Source organism: Bacillus sp. FSL K6-0073 (genome assembly GCF_038006085.1).
GTDB lineage: Bacteria > Bacillota > Bacilli > Bacillales > Bacillaceae_G > Bacillus_A > Bacillus_A cereus.
The window spans coordinates 2,725,664-2,742,993 of sequence record NZ_JBBOUN010000001.1 but is presented as its reverse complement, the minus strand read 5'-3'; the positions used below and the strand labels follow the sequence as shown (position 1 = coordinate 2,742,993).

Sequence of the window (17,330 nt, the reverse complement as noted above, 5' to 3'; positions counted from 1 at the left end):
AAGGAGTAGTGACATGGATAATACAAAGGTGCGTGTTGAAAACGTAACAAAAGTATTCGGGAAACATCCGCAAAGGGCCCTTTCCTTATTAAAAGAAGGAAAAAGTAAATCGGAAATTTTAAAAGAGACAGGAATGAACGTTGGGGTGAAAAAAGCAACGTTTGAAGTTTACTCTGGAGAGATTTTCGTTATTATGGGTTTGTCTGGTAGCGGGAAATCTACGCTAGTTCGTATGTTAAATCAATTGATTAAACCAACTGCAGGTCATATATACATAGATGGTGAAGACATCGCAACGATGGGAAAAGAAGAGTTACGGAGAGTAAGAAGAACGAAAATGAGTATGGTATTTCAGAAATTCGCTCTATTTCCGCATCGTACAGTTATACAAAATGTTGCATATGGTTTAGAAATTCAAGGAGTTCCGGTTGAAGAGCGAGAGAAAAAAGCGTTAGAATCGCTACAGTTAGTAGGACTCGATCATCATAAAGATAATTACCCAAGTCAACTTAGTGGTGGTATGCAGCAGCGCGTTGGAATCGCAAGGGCACTAACGAATAATCCAGATGTATTACTAATGGACGAGTCATTCAGTGCATTAGATCCACTTATTCGAAAAGAAATGCAAGATGAATTGTTAGAGTTACAAGATAAAATGGAAAAAACGATTATATTTATTACGCATGATTTAGATGAAGCGCTTCGAATTGGAGATCGTATCGCATTAATGAAAGATGGAGAAATTGTCCAAATTGGAACACCAGAAGAAATTATGATGAGCCCCGCTAATGAATTTGTAGAAAAGTTTGTTGCGGACGTGAATTTAGGAAAAGTAATTACGGCTGAGTCTATTTTAAAACGACCAGAAACTTTATTAATTGATCGTGGACCTCGTGTAGCCCTTCAAATTATGAGGAATGCAGGTGTCTCAACTGTATATGTTGTAAACAAAAAGTATGAGTTTTTAGGTATATTAACTGCGGATGATGCGAGTAAAGCAGTACAAAAACAGTGGCCGATTGCTGATTTATTACTTAATGATATTCCGCATGTGTATTTGGATACTTTACTGGAAGAGACTTATGCAAAAATGGCGGAGATGAAATATCCGTTACCAGTAATCGATGAGAAGAAAAGGCTAAGAGGAATTATTAAACGTGAAAGTGTCATTCAAGCTCTTGCAGGAAACATTGAGGAAGAGGTGAAAGACGATGAATAGTATACCGCGTATTCCATTAGGGGAATGGGTCGACTCATTTGTTGCAAGTTTATATGAGCACTTTGAAGGCTTATTCCGAGGATTCTCTTATATTATTGGCGGATTTGTTGATTTACTCACTAATTTTTTAACAATAATACCTGCCATATTGATGATTATTATCTTATGTTTCCTCATTTGGTACACAACGAGGAAATTATCTTTAGTCATTTTTACGCTCATTGGATTATTATTTATTTTGAATATTAACTACTGGGCACAAACGATGCAAACATTGGCACTCGTACTTACGTCTGTTATTATTTCAATTATTGTCGGAATTCCAATTGGTATATTAGCATCTCAAAATGAACGTTTCTCAAAATTTTTAAAACCAACATTAGATTTTATGCAAACAATGCCTGCATTCGTATACCTTATTCCAGCGATTACATTTTTCGGAGTAGGTGTAGTACCTGGAATTATTGCATCAGTAATCTTTGCAATGCCACCGACAATTCGTTTTACTGACTTAGGAATTAGACAAGTTTCAGAAGATTTAATTGAAGCAGCGAATGCATTTGGATCCACAGCATCACAAAAACTATTTAAAGTACAATTACCACTTGCAACCGGAACGATTATGGCTGGTGTGAACCAAAGCATTATGCTTTCGTTATCGATGGTTGTAACAGCATCACTTGTAGGAGCTCCAGGACTTGGAGTTGATGTATATCGCTCTGTAACACAAGTTAATATCGGAATGGGATTTGAAGCTGGATTAGCTATCGTAGTAATCGCAATTATATTAGATCGAATTACACAAGGGTTCCATATGAAAAGAAAATAATGAATAAAAAACACACTTTTATAATACAAAGTGTGTTTTTTATTGCATCCAGATCACATACGAACGATAACAGAACCTCCAGCTGGTGCACAAACTTGGTTTTTTTGTTGTTACATTGATTTAATTAATTGATTATTTTCCTCGATTAATGAGATTAATTTAGTTAATTGATTTTCAAGACTTGCAATACGCTGCATCATATATTGTGAATCATGATGCAATGTATTCCTTGCGGGATGAGGGGAATAAACATACTGTTGATTTATATTTGGATTCCAATGAGGATACATTTGAATCGTTCCTCCTTCAATAAATTACGAAGCTTTCTTATAGTAAATGCCTATGTATAATTAATAGTTACTTGAAAATTTTCCAATATAAAAGGAGTATGTACAGAAAATGGAAAATATTATATGTGAAGTTACAGGACATTTTTTGGAAATATTTAAGCGAGATAGTGCGTATATTAATACATTCAAGTAAATGTATGTTATTTAGGGAGAAATGGTGGGAGGAGATGTAATTTTGGCTAAAAATAAAAAAAGAAATGATGCTTTGGCAATAGGTGTCGGTATAGGGGTTGTAATTGGTGTATTTCAAGGGCACTTTACAAATAATTTAGTAATCGGAATTGTGATTGGGATTATAATTGGGATTGCGTTTTTGAAGAAGTAATGAGATGTAAATTCATTTCAAAAATTGTTGTATCAAAAGAATGAAAATTCGGAATATGAAACCTGTTTTTCCTTTTATTGTGATATTATATATGAAAAGGAAGGTGATGGATATGTCAACAAACAATCAAATAGAACAAAACTGTTTCATTTGCAAAAAACATATAGGAAATATTATAGTTCCAGGTGGAGCTATTTACGAAGATGAACTCGTTTACGTTGGACATGTCCACCGGGATAGTGAAGAAACATACCTGGGTTATGTAATGATAGATATAAAAAGACATGTACCTGGCCTTGCTGAACTAACAGATGAAGAAGCGAAAGCGTTCGGACTTATAACAAGTAGAGTAAGTAAAGCGCTAAAAGAAAGCGAAGGTGCAGAGCATATTTACACTTTTGTTTCAGGAAATGGTGCACCACATATGCATATGCACATTATTCCGCGTTATCCGAATACACCAAAAGAGTTTTGGTCACCAACCGAGATAGCGAAATGGACTGGCGCACCATATGGTGACGAAGAGAAAATAAAAAAACTATGTGAAAGAATACGAAAGTATATGGTAAATGAGTATGCATACAAAAAATAATACACAATATTCATGGGTTGGAAATATAGAAATGTGTTTAGGAGAAATTTCAGTTAAACAATATGGTGATATTGTACTTGGTAAATATGGCGGGAATAAAAGTGCTGGAGCGAAAAAGAATGAAGATGGTGCATTAGTTTGGTCAAATGGTGAATGGGAATTTGCAGCTATTCTAGATGGACATAATAGTGCGGAAAGTGTTGAGTTAGTAGTAAATACAATCGAAAAAGAATATGAAAATATAAAAGTAATTTTGAATGAACCAATTAATTCAGTATTTCAGTCTGTTGAAAATCATATACTTACAATTTTTCAGTCATCTTCATTTAAGGAAAAGTGCAAAAAAGTTAAAGGTGAAACAGCTTGCTTACTATGTGTAAGGAAAGAAAATTATATATGGTGGCTTTCTATCGGTGATTGTTTAGTGTATGTATTTCATGAAGAGTTACATAAGTTAGGACAATATGCATTAAATCAACGTCATTTTTACGAATGGATTGGAAATGTAAACACATTTGATTTACCTGTTCCTTGCTATTCATCAGGTATTCGTGAATTACGTACTGGAAAGAACCGAATTGTAATGGTGACAGATGGAGTATTAGAATGTGGGGAACGCCGATATGAAATACCTGTAAATTTGTATAATGCTATGAACAGAAATGATAAAACACTTAAAGAAAATATTCACAATGTTTTAGAACACGTGCATCATCAGTTGGGACGTGATAGTGCGACAATTATTAGTTGGGACGTAGAAAATAAAAGGAATGCTACGTATCCGAGTGATCAGCCGGAGAAAAGGTAAAGGAGGAAACATCACTGTTTTGGGTTAAAGGAATTTTATTAATAGTATGGATTATATCCTTAGTTGTTTTTGAAAAAGTAGTGAGGAAAAAACTAAATATACCGAAACAAACAGACTGGAATAGTAAATATGTAAACAACTTTCATAAATGGGGCACTAGGGCTCTTATTATTTCTTATATAATTTTTACGATGATATGTGCTACTTTAAATCCCGTTTATATTAGTAATTTACCCATTTTATTTTTAATAACTTTATACTGCTTTCAATCATTTATGGAGTGGAAATTTGATAAAGAATCGAGGGAATATGTCATTTCTTTAGGAACGGTTCCGCTATTAGTAATAACAGGAATTATTCTTAATTTTTTCTTTTATACCTATTGGATTTAATCATATGTGGAATGAATGGGGAGACAAAATGAAAAATCCTAAATTACGTGCTGAAGCAATGATTTTAAATGAAGATCATTCTAAAGTACTTGTACAATGCGATGAAAATGGATCATTTTATCGTTTTCCAGGTGGCTCTATTGAATTTGGTGAAACGTCAAAAGAAGCAATAATTCGAGAGTTAATAGAAGAATACGATTTGAAAGTTGATGTTCAAGAGTTAGCAATTGTAAATGAACACATTTTTGAGTGGGACAACGAAAAAGGTCATCATTGTACATTGATACATTGGGGGACTGTTGAAAAAATCATTACAAATGAAATAAGGCATAAAGAGCATGAGGATATTATATTAATTTGGAAAAGTCTAGAGGAATTACAGGAGAAGCCGACATATCCTGAAGGCATCATAAGTTATTTAGAAGGGGATAACCGTAATATAGTCCAATTTATTTCAAGTAATTAAATGAAATAACTAATAAACAAGAAACCATTTACTACTAAATGGTTTCTTGTTTATTTAAGCATTTATTTTAGTTAATATAGATGTAATGAAATTAGTTTTATCCTCTGCATACTTATGTTTATCAGTAGGATTAGCTTGTGAAAGTTGAATCTTTAACTGTTCATACTGCATGCGTGCAGTTTTATTGTCTATTAAGTAATCACGAAATTGTAATTGTTCTATTAAATATGTATTCCCTTGTTCATACATATGAATTTGATGAGTTCTTGGTTCACCTTTATTAAAATAGTATCTTTCGGGTAATACTTCTTTTCTATATTTATAGTTTAGTAGTTCTAACTTTTTAATACAATGTATACCGTCCGTATAATTTTCTAATTCAATTGCTATATCAATAATTGGCTTTGCACTTAAATATGGAATAGAAGTACTACCAATATGGTGTATCGCTAAAATATGTTCGCCAATTTGTTCCTCAATGAGTTGTTTCTCTTTCATAAACTCACTTTCCCATACGGTAAACCTAACATTTAATTAGCATCCCTTTCAAAATAGTTTTCAAAAAGTTTATTACATTTTCTTAAAGCTTCTCAAAACAAGGTGTTCCCACAATCTCCAAGGAAGAATCTTCTTCGCAAAGATCATAAATTTCACACCTTTACCGATTGGATATCGTAAATTTGTACGCTTAGATTCAGCAATTTCTACAATTTTATTAGCAACATCTATCGGATTACCAAATGTATCACTACCGCTATTAATATGTTTTTGTATTTTATCCATATACTCTTTGTAAGGAGATGTTGTATCAGATTGGTTTTCAGCTAGTTGTTTCCCAACCTCCCATATGTTTGTGTTATAAGAACCTGGTTCAATTAAAGCAACATCTATTCCGAAAGGTTTTACTTCTAAGCGAAGCGATTCACTCCAGCCTTCTAATGCATATTTTGAAGATACATAAGGAGATAAACCAGGGAATCCAACTTGGCCGCTAATGCTGCTTATATTAATGATTTTTCCACTTCTTTGTTTTCTCATATACGGTAAGACAAGCTGGGTAATTGATATAGCTCCAAATAGGTTCGTTTCAAATTGTTTACGGTATTCCTCTACTGGAATTTCTTCTACAAAGCCGCTATTTGCATATCCTGCATTATTAACAAGTAGGTCTACTTTTTGTATTTCTTTTAAAAATAATTGGAAGTTATGTATAGAGTTTTGATCGGTTACATCTAATTGTTGAATTTTTATGTTTTGTTGTAAGTTGAGTTGAGCGGCTTGAGATAGTAAGTTCACTTGTTTTTCAAGGTTCCGCATTGTAGCAATAACTAAATAATCTTTTTTTGCGAGTTCGAGTGTAGTTAATAGTCCAAATCCACTTGAGGCTCCTGTAATTATTGCGATTTTTTTATTCATTTTCCGCCAGCTTTCTTTTTCTTTTATCATAACGAGTTATGATAAGAAAATCTATTATTCTTACATTCAGTATGAAATCAATTTGTATGTAAAAAAGGGGATTATAGGGAATGAGCGTATATAGAGTAGTGTATATTAATATGATAATGAAATGAGGGAAGAAAAATGGTCCATGTGAAGGATGTATTAGCAGATCAATTGTTGGCGAATGCAAACGATCCCAGTTGGTATATTCCATTTTCAGATGCAGTGAAAGATCTATCTGAGAGAGAAGCTTTCTGGAAACCGAATGAAGAGAGTAATAGTATAGCTGAAATTGTACAACATTTACTGTATTGGAACTCAACGTGGCAAACTAGGTATAAAGAATCAAATGTGAATGCAGTACCCGCTATTGGAGATAATAACAAAAGTTTTATGCTTTCAGATAATCAAACTTTCGATGAATTACGGGAAAAACTATTAGAAAAACTGTTACAATGGCAAAATCTTATAAATGAAGAAAAGGTTGAAAGTGATGTAGTAGGATTTCCTGTTTCTGTAAAGTGGTGGGAAGTGTTAGCGAATGTAACAACTCATAATGCATATCATATTGGCCAAATTATTTACATCCGAAAATTACAGCAGAGCTTTGATAATGAATAAAATAATAGTTCTCAAATTAGGTGAACAAAAGTGGACAAAACGAGACAGATGTCTCATTTTGTCCACTTTTTTATTATGAAAGAAAAGAGAAAACCTATTAAATCAAGGATTAGAATTTGGCACGGTACTTGCAATATAAAAGATGATCAAGAAAATAGGAGGGCTGGATATGTTAAAAACAACTGAAAGTAAAGAGAATGAAATTACGAAAGAACAAGCTTGTTGGATGTACGAAAAAATGTTAGAGATTCGTAAGTTTGAAGATAAGGTGCATGAATTGTTCGCGCAAGGCGTTTTGCCAGGTTTCGTTCATTTATACGCAGGTGAAGAAGCGGTAGCAGTTGGTGTATGTGCCCACTTAACGGATAGTGACAGTATTACAAGTACACATAGAGGTCATGGACATTGTATCGCAAAAGGTTGTGATTTAAATGGTATGATGGCTGAACTTTTCGGGAAAGCGACAGGATTATGTAAAGGTAAAGGCGGTTCCATGCATATTGCGGATTTAGATAAAGGAATGCTTGGTGCTAATGGCATTGTAGGCGGGGGGTTCCCACTTGCTTGCGGTTCAGCATTGACAGCTAAATATAAAGGAACAAAAGATGTAAGTGTTTGTTTCTTCGGTGACGGAGCAAATAATGAAGGAACATTCCATGAAGGGGTTAATTTAGCGGCGATTTGGAAGTTACCAGTTATTTTTATTGCAGAAAATAACGGTTACGGTGAAGCAACTACATTTGAATATGCTTCAAGTTGTGATTCTATTGCGGATCGTGCAAAAGCTTATAATATTCCAGGTGTTCAAGTAGATGGAAAAGATCTTCTAGCTGTATATAAAGCTGCTGCAGAAGCAGTGGAACGTGCGCGTAATGGTGATGGTCCAACAATTATTGAATGTATGACATATCGTAATTACGGTCATTTTGAAGGTGAAGCGCAAACATATAAAACATCAGAAGAAAAAGAAGAACATTTAAATGAAAAAGATGCGATTGTGAATTTCCGTAAGCATTTAATTCATGAAGGTTTATTAACGGAATCTGAACTTGTTGATATGGAAAAAGCAGTAGATGATGCAGTACAAAGATCCATTGAATTTAGTGAAAATAGTCCATACCCAGACGATGAAGAATTATTAAAAGATGTATACGTTTCTTACAAATAAGAGGAGGGTGAAAAAATATGACTAGAACAGTAAGTATGTCAACTGCAATTAATGAAGCAATGAAAATCTCAATGCGTCGTGATGAAAATGTAATTTTAATAGGTGAAGACGTTGCAGGCGGTGCACAAGTTGATCATCTGCAAGATGATGAAGCTTGGGGTGGTGTTCTTGGTGTTACGAAAGGACTTGTACAAGAGTTTGGCCGAAATCGTATATTGGATACACCAATTTCTGAAGCGGGTTATATGGGAGCTGCGATGGCAGCTGCTGCAACTGGGTTACGTCCGATAGCTGAATTAATGTTTAATGATTTTATCGGTAGTTGTCTTGATCAAGTATTAAACCAAGGTGCAAAATTCCGCTATATGTTTGGTGGTAAAGCGAAAGTGCCAGTTACGGTACGTACGATGCACGGTGCAGGTTTTAGCGCAGCTGCACAACATTCACAAAGTTTGTATGCCTTATTTACGAGCATTCCAGGTATAAAAGTTGTCGTTCCTTCTACTCCATATGACGCAAAAGGCTTATTATTAGCGGCAATTGAAGATGACGACCCGGTAATCTTCTTTGAAGATAAAACACTTTACAATATGAAAGGTGAAGTGCCGGAAGGGTATTATACAATTTCTTTAGGAAAAGCAGATATTAAACGAGAAGGTTCTGATGTAACAATTGTCGCAATCGGAAAACAAGTTCATACAGCACTTGCAGCTGCAAAGCAATTATCGAAAAAGGGGCTTGAAGTAGAAGTAATTGATCCACGATCTTTATCACCGCTTGATGAAGATACTATTTTATCATCTGTTGAAAAAACAAATCGTCTTATCGTTATTGACGAAGCGAATCCAAGATGTAGTATCGCAACAGATATTGCGGCAATTGTAGCGGATAAAGGTTTTGATTTGTTAGATGCACCTATTAAACGAATTACAGCACCACATACACCTGTTCCGTTCTCACCACCACTTGAAAAGTTGTATTTGCCAACGCCAGAAAAAGTAATTGAAATTGTATCAGAAATGATTGGAGACCAATCTTTATTACATGTGTAATAAAACGATGAGAAGGGAGAGAGACACATGGCTGTAGAAGTTGTAATGCCGAAGTTAGGTATGGCGATGAAAGAAGGTATTATTACGAGCTGGAATATTAAAGCAGGCGATAATGTAGCAAAAGGAGAACTAATTGCTAGTATTAATTCAGAAAAAATTGAAACGGAAATTGAAGCGCCAGCTGATGGTACGGTACTTGATATAGCTGTAAGTGAAGATGAAGGAGTGCCGCCTGGTACTGTAATTTGCTACATCGGTAAACCAAATGAAAAAGTAGAAATGCAGGAAAGCACACATGTGGTAGAAGAAAAAACATCTAATATAGAAGTACAAAATCAAGAACCAAATGGGAAAGAAGTAGCGAAGCAAAGAATTAAAATTTCACCTGTAGCGAAGAAAATTGCAAAGTCTGAAAATCTGGATATCAAGGCATTAGTTGGTACAGGTCCTGGCGGAAGGATTACAAAGGCAGATGTATTAAAGGCGCTAGAAGAAAGAGTAGCAAATCCAGAAGTACCTGAACAAGAAGAAAGTACAGTCGTTCCTGTTACTGGTATGAGAAAAGCAATTGCGAGTCGTATGCATGCAAGCTTACAAAATAGTGCGCAATTAACGTTAACGATGAAAGTAGATGTTACAGATTTAGTTGCATTACATAAAGACATAGCGGAAGTTGTGCAAAAACGATACGAAAACAAACTAACCATTACGGATTTCGTTTCTCGTGCTGTTGTATTAGCACTTAGAGAGCATAAAGAAATGAACAGCGCTTATATAGATGATGCCATTCATCAATTTGAACCTGTGCATTTAGGCATGGCAGTCGCATTAGAAAAAGGATTAGTCGTTCCAGCTATTCGCTTTGCAAATAATTTATCTTTAGTAGAGTTGTCTAAAGAGATTAAGGATATGGCACAAAAGGCGCGAGCAGGTAGCTTAAGTAGTGATGATATGCATGGAACGACATTTACAATTAGTAATTTAGGTAGCTTTGGTATTGAATATTTCACACCTGTATTAAATACACCTGAGACTGGTATTTTAGGTATTGGCGCAATTGAACATGTTCCTGTATATAAAGGGAAAAAAATTAAAAAAGGTAGTATGTTACCTTTAAGTTTAACATTCGATCATCGTGTACTAGACGGTGCACCAGCAGCAGCATTTTTACGCACAATTAAACATTATTTAGAAGAACCTATAACAATTCTTTTATAAAGAGGAGGTGAGAGAATGAGTAAACTAGTTGTAATTGGAGGCGGACCAGCTGGATATGTAGCGGCAATTACCGCGGCTCAAAATGGAAAAGAGGTCACTCTTATTGATGAAGCTGACCTTGGCGGAACGTGTTTAAATGTTGGGTGTATGCCGACGAAATCACTGTTAGAAAGTGCTGAAGTACATGACATTGTGAGAAAAGCGAATGATTATGGGGTTACGCTTAATACAGGAAGTATATCAATTGATTGGGATCAAATACAGGCGAGGAAATCACAAATCGTAATGCAACTCGTCCAAGGAATACAATATTTAATGAAGAAAAATAAAATTAAAGTTGTAAAAGGAAAAGCGAAATTCGAAACGGATCATCGTGTGCGAGTTGTACAAGGAAATAAAGAAGAAGTAGTTGATGGAGAGAGCTTTATTATCGCAGCTGGTTCCGAACCTACAGAATTACCATTCGCTCCGTTTGATGGACAATGGATTTTAAATAGTAGCCATGCGATGTCTCTTAAGGGTGTACCATCTTCATTGTTAATCGTTGGCGGTGGTGTAATAGGATGTGAGTTTGCAAGTATTTATAGTCGCCTTGGGACAAAAGTTACGATTGTTGAAATGGCACCGCAATTATTACCAGGTGAAGATGAAGATATCGCACATATTTTAAGAGAGAAATTAGAAAGTGATGGCGTAGAAATATTTACAGGAGCTGCTTTAAAAGGATTAAATAATTATAAGAAGCAAGCTTCATTTGAATATGAAGGTAGTATCCAAGAAGCTAACCCGGAATATGTTCTCATTTCTGTCGGCCGAAAACCACGTGTACAACAATTAGATTTAGAAAAAGCAGGGGTTCAGTTTTCAAATAAAGGGATTGCTGTGAACGAACATATGCAAACGAACGTATCACATATTTACGCAGCTGGTGATGTGATCGGTGGAATTCAGCTTGCTCACGTTGCCTTCCATGAAGGAACGAAAGCAGCATTACACGCAAGTGGAGAAGACGTGAAAGTAAATTATCACGCTGTGCCTCGATGTATATACACAGCTCCAGAAATAGCTAGTGTCGGGTTAAGTGAAAAAGGTGCAAGAGAACAATATGGTGATATTCTCATCGGAGAATTTCCTTTTACAGCGAACGGAAAAGCTCTTATTTTAGGAGAACAAGTAGGGAAAGTAAAAGTCATTGTGGAACCTAAATACCAAGAAATTGTAGGGATTTCTATTATCGGTCCTTATGCAACTGAACTTATTGGTCAAGGAACCGTAATGATTCATACAGAAGTTACCGCTGATATAATGAGAGATTATATTGCAGCACATCCAACTTTATCTGAGGCGATTCATGAAGCGTTAATGCAAGCGGTAGGACATGCTGTACATGCTTAGAGGGAAATATAATAAACCACTATTCTCTAAATAAATAAGAGAATAGTGGTTTGACTTTTAATAATACCTTATTACTATTTAATTTCAATCGCTGAAGTAATATCGTTCCAATCAGCAGCTAAATTAGCAGTTTTACCGTACCAATCAGCATGTTTAAATAAAACGCCTTTTCCATATCCTTGTGTTGAAGTGTGCTCCCAAAGTGTCGTTGAATAACTTGCAGAAGGTGACGCTGTACTTACAGAAGAAATTCTGTCATTCCAGCTAGATGGTAAGTTTTTAAAGCCGCTACTCCAGTAAATATATTGGCCACCTTTATCTTTATGTTCATAAAAATCAGTACTACCAGCACCGCTACCTAAAGGATTAATTTTATTTTTAATTGCTTTTTTATCCTTTTCAATATACGCATCTAATGTTTCACGGCTAGTAAAACCATAAGCTAGCCAATCTCCATTTTCATTTTGCTCTGGTAATACCATAGTAATTTGGATATCTTTCTTATCCTGATCACTTAATTTTGCAAATGAATTAACATTTTGTTCATCCACTTTTAAATAATCAAATGACTTAATTGTGTTACTTTTTTCTTCAGCACTTACCGCACCTAGTCCTCCAGTTAGTGCAAAACCCGCTACTAATGTCCCTGCTACTAATTTCTTCAACATATAACCATCCCTTTTTGTTTGAATTTTTGTACAGGTGAATCTTGTACAGCTAAAATGTATTCTAATTTTATACTTTTGTAAATATTCTGAAGTTTTAGAAATAATAGGCGGAATATTTATAGTTTTACATTTTTTCTTTAGAAAGAATGGTTATTGGAATGATACAATAAGTGGATATATTGTTTTTACTGGATGTAAAGATGTTTTAGGAGAGGTGTCATTGAAATATTTTACAAGAGATTGGTATAAAGAAATGCAAGTTTTAGAATTTGTAAGTTTTATAGATTCTATAAAAGAATGGTCGGAAATGGATATAGAAAGTTTAAAGGAGGAAATGGAGAAAAGGAAAATAGATTTATTAAAATTCCTTCCTGAATCGATATACTCAATTATACAAAACATCACAACTAATTCAAAATACCCATCAGGTGAACTGAAAAAACGTATGCAAAAGTGGACAGCAGATTATGAGAAAAGAGTGGCACAATTAGATCAATTATACGTAGAATATTTTAATTCCATTGAGAAAAAACTTCCGTCAAATGTCGCTCAGTTACACAAGACATCACTACACGATAGTGTAATTAAAGTAGTAAAGAGAAAGTCAGAAGATACTTTGTCTATCATATTAGATTGCAGTGGTACTTTTAGTGAATTTGATAAACTTGAAGTAACCTTTATCCCGCATTAACGGGCAGTAAGACACCCACCTCAAAATGCAGCGAAAACAAAGAAGTTAGGTGGGGATCAACTGCCCGTAAAGCCCGATTGGTTAGAGCTAATAATCAGTGGGGGATGAACAAAACCCCCGCTGATTAAAGTTTCACTTTATAGGAGTAACAAAGTGTTCTATGCCGGAAAACTTTGAAGATGCTTGGTGGTTATATCATGAAATAGCTCTTACTGAAGATGGTTTTGAACTAGGTGTTTTATTTGACTGTCCATTTAGAGAAGTGACGATTTGCGCGGCAGATGCATTACTTGTGAAGAAATAACTTTTTATGGAGCATTACAAACGTTTGACATAATAAAAAAATAAAGTTATTGTAGAGACATGAAGTCTACAATAGGGGCTGTACTATGAAATATTCTAAAGCTACAAATTATGCTCTTCATACAATACTTTTTCTGGCAAAGGCTACACCAAATAAGTTAGTTAGTGTTCACCAATTAGCAGAAATGCAAAATGTTTCACCAACGTACTTGTCTAAAATACTAACTAAGTTGACGAAGGAAGGGATGATACATTCATCATCTGGTCCAAAGGGCGGTTACTCGCTTAGTAAGAATTGGGAAGATATTTCATTTTTAGATATTATACATGCAATTGAAGGTAAAACATCATTGTTTGAATGTTGTTTACATGACAAACCTGGATGTTTAATTAATGAAGTAATGCTTGCAGCAGAAGAGAAAATGGAAGAAGAGTTACGAAATCAAAAAATCGTAGATCTTGCGAAAAAAATAAAAGTGGATTTTTAATCTGCTTTTATTTTTAAATTAATTAAGGATAAAAAGACTCTTTGATATCTTTAATTGTAGTTAGAAAATGATATGAAGAAGGAGAGAAGATGATGACTAAATTTTGGAATGATTGATATAAATCAGATGAATATTTTTACGGGGAAGAACCTAATACATTTATTAAAGAACAAGCATTTCGTTTAGCAAATCACAATAAAGTAATAGCTTTCGCGGAGGGAGAAGGTAGAAATGCTGTATTTCTAGCAAGACAAGGGAACGAAGTAACAGCTATTGATTATTCGGAAGATGGATTAGAGAAGACAAAAAAATTGGCAGAGAAGCATAATGTAAACGTGCATACAAAAAAAGTAGATTTATTAGCTGATAGTTTGCCAGAAAATGAATATGATGCAGCAATTATGGTATTTGGACATTTTCATGATGATTATAAAAAAATGATATTAGGTAAAATGATACAAACGATAAAGCCTGGTGGTTTAATTATGTTTGAGGTTTACTCAAAAAAACAAATAAACTATAGTACTGGTGGACCAAAAGATGTTGATATGCTGTATGATCCAATTGATATTCTTACTTGGTGTGAAGAACATAAGGTAATTCATTTCTTTAATGGAGAACAAGAGCGAGTTGAAGGGAAAGGGCACACTGGTTTAGCTGATGTTATTCAAGTTGTTATTAGAAAATGAATATAAGTGTTAATGAAAGGTAAATATATGAATGTAAAAAGACCAGTCATGTAAGACTGGTCTTTCTATTTAGATACTAAATTATCAAGCTTCCAATATGTATCTGTTAACGGCGCAGCTTTGCTATCTATGTATAAATACATATTATTTAAATCTTTTGGTGAAGTTTTCAGTTCAAACACAACGTCAGTAGTTAAAGAGAATTCGTGTGGAACATTTTTATAGTGCTCGTCATCTATCGGATGAGCTTCACCTTCATATTTCTGACCAGTTTTTTCATCTTGTATGAAATATTTTATTTCCGAAAGATCAATAGTTTGTCCATCGTCCCGAACATTATTAATCATAACACGAGTAGTAAGGCGCCGCTCTTTGTCTATTTTTTCAAACTTTGCATTTTCAACTGTCGCTCTATAGTATTCGTTTTTAACTATTTCTCCATAGTGCATTGCATTCTTTTCGAGAGCGCTCTTTTCTTGTTTTGATGTAGTATTGCTATTACATCCTGTCAATATTCCAGTAAATAATAATGCTGTACATGTCGTTTTGATTAATGATTTCATAGTAATCCCTTTCTGTGTTAAAAAGTAAAACATAGGAATAATTTTACATCAATAGGAAGGTGAATGGAAGTATTTTTGCGTAATATACAGATATACATTTATTTGGTTGTCAAGTTAACAGGATAGAAAGAGGGAGAAGACTGTATAAAACGGAATAAATAAGAATTGAAAATATTGTAAAACAGAAGAGGCATGCATATAATTAAAATAAAGTTTAAGTTTCTGAATCTTCAATAACGGTGGTGATAACATGTTTACTGAAGAGCGTCGAGAGAAAATTTTAGAACTACTTAATACAGATGGAAGAGTAATCGCAAAGGATCTTGCGGAAAGATTTGATATGTCTATTGATTCTATAAGAAGAGATTTGTCTATTATGGAAAAGGATGGTTTATTAAAAAGAACGCACGGAGGTGCAATTGAACTTACGCGAGTGAGAAATTTAGCCGCGGAACCAGCTAAACGTTATAGTGATAGCTCAATATATGAGGACACAATTGCAAGAGTTGCGGTATCTTATATACAAGAAGGTGATTCAATTTTTATTGGCGGGGCTCCCGTTCATAATGCGATGCTGAAATATTTACCGGAAGTATCATTTACGGTTATTACGAATTCTATAGAAATAGCTGGTTATCTACGAGAATATAAGAATATTGATACGTATTTAATTGGCGGAAAAGTAAAACCTTCAGGGAATATTACTGATACACTTGCCTCTGAATTGATAAGTAGATTTTCTATTGATCTTTATTTCTCTACAGGTGGAGGCATTTCATTACAAGGTATTAGTACTGCAACACCTGAAGTTGCTTATTTTAGTAAAAGAGTAAGTGAAATTGCTAGAAGAAATATTTGTTTAGCTCCGCATAATAAACTTGGAATAGATTGTTTTATAAGAGGAGAGTCTTTAAAAGAAATTGACATTATTATAACTGACGAACAGGCGAGTAAAGAAACTGTTCAGGACTTTGAGAAACAAGGTAAACAAGTTGTAATAGCGCCATTATATTGATTTGAAAGGAGTTTGACATGATTGTAAAAGAGCAAGAGTTTCATATAAATGGATTAACTTATACAATTCGTTCTGCAGCTGAGAAAGATGCTGAGCAGTTATCGAAAATTAGAGTTCAGATTGATGGAGAAACTGAAAATATGGATAAAGATGCTGGAGAGGGATTTATAGATGACCTAGGGTTTCAAAAAATAATAAAAACAGATAGTGAAGAAACGAAGAATCTCTTTTTAGTTGCAGAAGTGCACAATCGAATCGTTGGATTTTCAAGGTGTGAAGGATCAAATTTTAAGAGATTATCTCATAAAGTGGAGTTTGGTGTTTGCATTTTAAAAGAGTTTTGGGGATATAAAATGGGTAAGAGCCTATTACAACAATCTATTAAATGGGCTGACGAAAATGCAGTAAATAAAATATCTTTACAAGTATTAGAGACAAACGAGAAAGCTATTCATCTTTATAAAAAAATAGGTTTTGAAGTAGAAGGCATTTTGAAAAATGACAAAAGACTATCGGATGGAAAGTATTATAATACGGTAGTGATGGGAAGATTTACTAATACTTTTCATAAAAGAGGTGAAGAAGTATGTTTTACAGAAGGAAGTACTATGTAGTGAAAAATGAATTCATAGAAGTATTTAATGATCATTTCAATCACACGAACTTACCTAATCAATTAAAGCATGGTTCTAGGCTAATAGGACGCTGGATGAAAGATAATAAGAATGGTACGTCTGAAGTATTTGCCATATGGGAATATGATAGTTATGAACAGTATAATGAAATAGAATCGAAAATTAGAAGTGACGAGAGGCATATTAAAGGAATACATGAATGGTATGAAAACCATGGCGGGAAAGAATATGTTTTACAGGAGTACATAGTAGAGATGAAAAATGAAGAGTTAGTATGTACTGTAAAGTAACAGAGGGGTGAGGGATAATAGAAATTAAAACAAAATTATATTTTAGTTTAGCATCCACTATTTTATTTGCAATAGCCGTGATTGTTTTCTTTATAAATGGTAATCCACAAAAG

21 protein-coding genes and 3 pseudogenes are annotated in these 17,330 nt (G+C 34.2%); 19 read left to right on the top strand and 5 right to left on the bottom strand.

All coding sequences use genetic code 11. From position 1 onward, the window contains the following. The first annotated feature begins 13 nt into the window (after nt 1–13). Both MHB52_RS14240 and MHB52_RS14235 read left to right on the top strand, forming a co-directional pair. Nucleotides 14–1,219, top strand: a complete 1,206-nt coding sequence (locus MHB52_RS14240) for a quaternary amine ABC transporter ATP-binding protein (RefSeq protein ID WP_000370606.1) — start codon at nt 14–16, stop codon at nt 1,217–1,219. Further along, entirely contained in the window at nt 1,212–2,048 is an 837-nt protein-coding gene (locus tag MHB52_RS14235; protein WP_061664200.1) for an ABC transporter permease, read from the top strand. The genes MHB52_RS14240 and MHB52_RS14235 overlap by 8 nt, the downstream gene beginning before the upstream one ends. Nucleotides 2,049–2,158: 110 nt before the next feature. Here the strand turns inward: MHB52_RS14235 and MHB52_RS14230 are convergent, their stop codons facing one another. Beyond that, nucleotides 2,159–2,338, bottom strand: coding sequence for a hypothetical protein (locus MHB52_RS14230; RefSeq protein WP_061664202.1), 180 nt, complete (start codon nt 2,336–2,338; stop codon nt 2,159–2,161). Nucleotides 2,339–2,555: 217 nt separating this feature from the next. On the opposite strand from MHB52_RS14230, the gene MHB52_RS14225 reads away from it, so the two are divergent. From MHB52_RS14225 to MHB52_RS14205, 5 genes are all read left to right on the top strand, one after another. After that, nucleotides 2,556–2,723: a hypothetical protein gene (locus MHB52_RS14225; protein ID WP_000508470.1), complete on the top strand. Its 168-nt coding sequence runs from the start codon at nt 2,556–2,558 to the stop codon at nt 2,721–2,723. Between the two features lie 91 nt (nt 2,724–2,814). Continuing rightward, on the top strand, nt 2,815–3,315 hold the full coding sequence (locus tag MHB52_RS14220; protein WP_137026416.1) for an HIT family protein: 501 nt from the start codon (nt 2,815–2,817) through the stop codon (nt 3,313–3,315). Continuing rightward, entirely contained in the window at nt 3,299–4,123 is an 825-nt protein-coding gene (locus MHB52_RS14215; protein ID WP_154698675.1) for a protein phosphatase 2C domain-containing protein, read from the top strand. Before MHB52_RS14220 ends, MHB52_RS14215 begins: the two co-directional genes overlap by 17 nt. A 53-nt stretch (nt 4,124–4,176) precedes the next feature. Next, nucleotides 4,177–4,515, top strand: a complete 339-nt coding sequence (locus MHB52_RS14210; RefSeq protein ID WP_074628857.1) for a DUF4181 domain-containing protein — start codon at nt 4,177–4,179, stop codon at nt 4,513–4,515. Nucleotides 4,516–4,543: 28 nt separating this feature from the next. Beyond that, the gene (locus MHB52_RS14205) at nt 4,544–4,981 is read left to right on the top strand and encodes an NUDIX domain-containing protein (RefSeq protein ID WP_000795352.1); all 438 of its coding nucleotides are present in this window, start codon (nt 4,544–4,546) and stop codon (nt 4,979–4,981) included. Nucleotides 4,982–5,035: 54 nt separating this feature from the next. Here the strand turns inward: MHB52_RS14205 and MHB52_RS14200 are convergent. Together MHB52_RS14200 and MHB52_RS14195 are read right to left on the bottom strand one after the other, a co-directional pair. After that, nucleotides 5,036–5,494 (bottom strand): annotated as a pseudogene (locus tag MHB52_RS14200) (GrpB family protein); the annotation flags it as partial. A gap of 57 nt (nt 5,495–5,551) precedes the next feature. After that, complete coding sequence (locus MHB52_RS14195) at nt 5,552–6,397, bottom strand: oxidoreductase (protein WP_061664203.1); 846 nt, start codon at nt 6,395–6,397, stop codon at nt 5,552–5,554. A gap of 165 nt (nt 6,398–6,562) precedes the next feature. On the opposite strand from MHB52_RS14195, the gene MHB52_RS14190 reads away from it, so the two are divergent. From MHB52_RS14190 to lpdA, 5 genes are all read left to right on the top strand, one after another. Beyond that, nucleotides 6,563–7,042 (top strand): DinB family protein, encoded by a 480-nt coding sequence (locus MHB52_RS14190; protein WP_000233783.1) that lies wholly within the window; start codon nt 6,563–6,565, stop codon nt 7,040–7,042. Nucleotides 7,043–7,211: 169 nt separating this feature from the next. Further along, nucleotides 7,212–8,210 (top strand): acetoin:2,6-dichlorophenolindophenol oxidoreductase subunit alpha, encoded by a 999-nt coding sequence (acoA, locus tag MHB52_RS14185; protein WP_000921259.1) that lies wholly within the window; start codon nt 7,212–7,214, stop codon nt 8,208–8,210. 17 nt (nt 8,211–8,227) lie between these two features. Then, nucleotides 8,228–9,262 carry an acetoin:2,6-dichlorophenolindophenol oxidoreductase subunit beta gene (gene acoB / locus MHB52_RS14180; protein ID WP_061664205.1) on the top strand — a complete coding sequence of 345 codons (1,035 nt, stop codon included), beginning with the start codon at nt 8,228–8,230 and terminating at the stop codon, nt 9,260–9,262. Nucleotides 9,263–9,289: 27 nt separating this feature from the next. Beyond that, nucleotides 9,290–10,480 carry a dihydrolipoamide acetyltransferase family protein gene (locus tag MHB52_RS14175; RefSeq protein ID WP_000257769.1) on the top strand — a complete coding sequence of 397 codons (1,191 nt, stop codon included), beginning with the start codon at nt 9,290–9,292 and terminating at the stop codon, nt 10,478–10,480. 15 nt (nt 10,481–10,495) lie between these two features. Next, nucleotides 10,496–11,875, top strand: coding sequence for a dihydrolipoyl dehydrogenase (gene lpdA, locus MHB52_RS14170; protein ID WP_000041214.1), 1,380 nt, complete (start codon nt 10,496–10,498; stop codon nt 11,873–11,875). Between the two features lie 74 nt (nt 11,876–11,949). Here the strand turns inward: lpdA and MHB52_RS14165 are convergent, their stop codons facing one another. Continuing rightward, on the bottom strand, nt 11,950–12,543 hold the full coding sequence (locus tag MHB52_RS14165; RefSeq protein ID WP_000914434.1) for a hypothetical protein: 594 nt from the start codon (nt 12,541–12,543) through the stop codon (nt 11,950–11,952). Between the two features lie 220 nt (nt 12,544–12,763). On the opposite strand from MHB52_RS14165, the pseudogene MHB52_RS14160 reads away from it, so the two are divergent. The 4 genes and pseudogenes from MHB52_RS14160 to MHB52_RS14145 all read left to right on the top strand — a co-directional run. Then, a pseudogene (locus tag MHB52_RS14160) lies at nt 12,764–13,219 on the top strand (DUF4085 family protein); the annotation flags it as partial. Between the two features lie 151 nt (nt 13,220–13,370). Next, nucleotides 13,371–13,538, top strand: a pseudogene (locus MHB52_RS14155) (DUF4085 family protein); the annotation flags it as partial. An 85-nt stretch (nt 13,539–13,623) separates the two neighbouring features. Further along, nucleotides 13,624–14,025 (top strand): Rrf2 family transcriptional regulator, encoded by a 402-nt coding sequence (locus MHB52_RS14150; protein ID WP_000877642.1) that lies wholly within the window; start codon nt 13,624–13,626, stop codon nt 14,023–14,025. Nucleotides 14,026–14,186: 161 nt separating this feature from the next. Continuing rightward, nucleotides 14,187–14,714: a class I SAM-dependent methyltransferase gene (locus MHB52_RS14145; protein WP_253703503.1), complete on the top strand. Its 528-nt coding sequence runs from the start codon at nt 14,187–14,189 to the stop codon at nt 14,712–14,714. Between the two features lie 65 nt (nt 14,715–14,779). On the opposite strand, the gene MHB52_RS14140 is transcribed toward MHB52_RS14145, so the two are convergent. Beyond that, nucleotides 14,780–15,277 (bottom strand): hypothetical protein, encoded by a 498-nt coding sequence (locus MHB52_RS14140; protein WP_000838469.1) that lies wholly within the window; start codon nt 15,275–15,277, stop codon nt 14,780–14,782. 250 nt (nt 15,278–15,527) lie between these two features. Between MHB52_RS14140 and MHB52_RS14135 the strand changes: the two genes are divergently transcribed. Genes MHB52_RS14135 through MHB52_RS14125 form a run of 3 tightly spaced genes read left to right on the top strand, consistent with a single transcriptional unit; the run spans nt 15,528 to nt 17,217 of the window. Then, on the top strand, nt 15,528–16,292 hold the full coding sequence (locus MHB52_RS14135; RefSeq protein WP_061664207.1) for a DeoR/GlpR family DNA-binding transcription regulator: 765 nt from the start codon (nt 15,528–15,530) through the stop codon (nt 16,290–16,292). 17 nt (nt 16,293–16,309) lie between these two features. Next, complete coding sequence (locus MHB52_RS14130) at nt 16,310–16,906, top strand: GNAT family N-acetyltransferase (protein ID WP_061664209.1); 597 nt, start codon at nt 16,310–16,312, stop codon at nt 16,904–16,906. Beyond that, entirely contained in the window at nt 16,879–17,217 is a 339-nt protein-coding gene (locus MHB52_RS14125; RefSeq protein ID WP_000499983.1) for an NIPSNAP family protein, read from the top strand. The genes MHB52_RS14130 and MHB52_RS14125 overlap by 28 nt, the downstream gene beginning before the upstream one ends. Nucleotides 17,218–17,330: the final 113 nt, after the last annotated feature.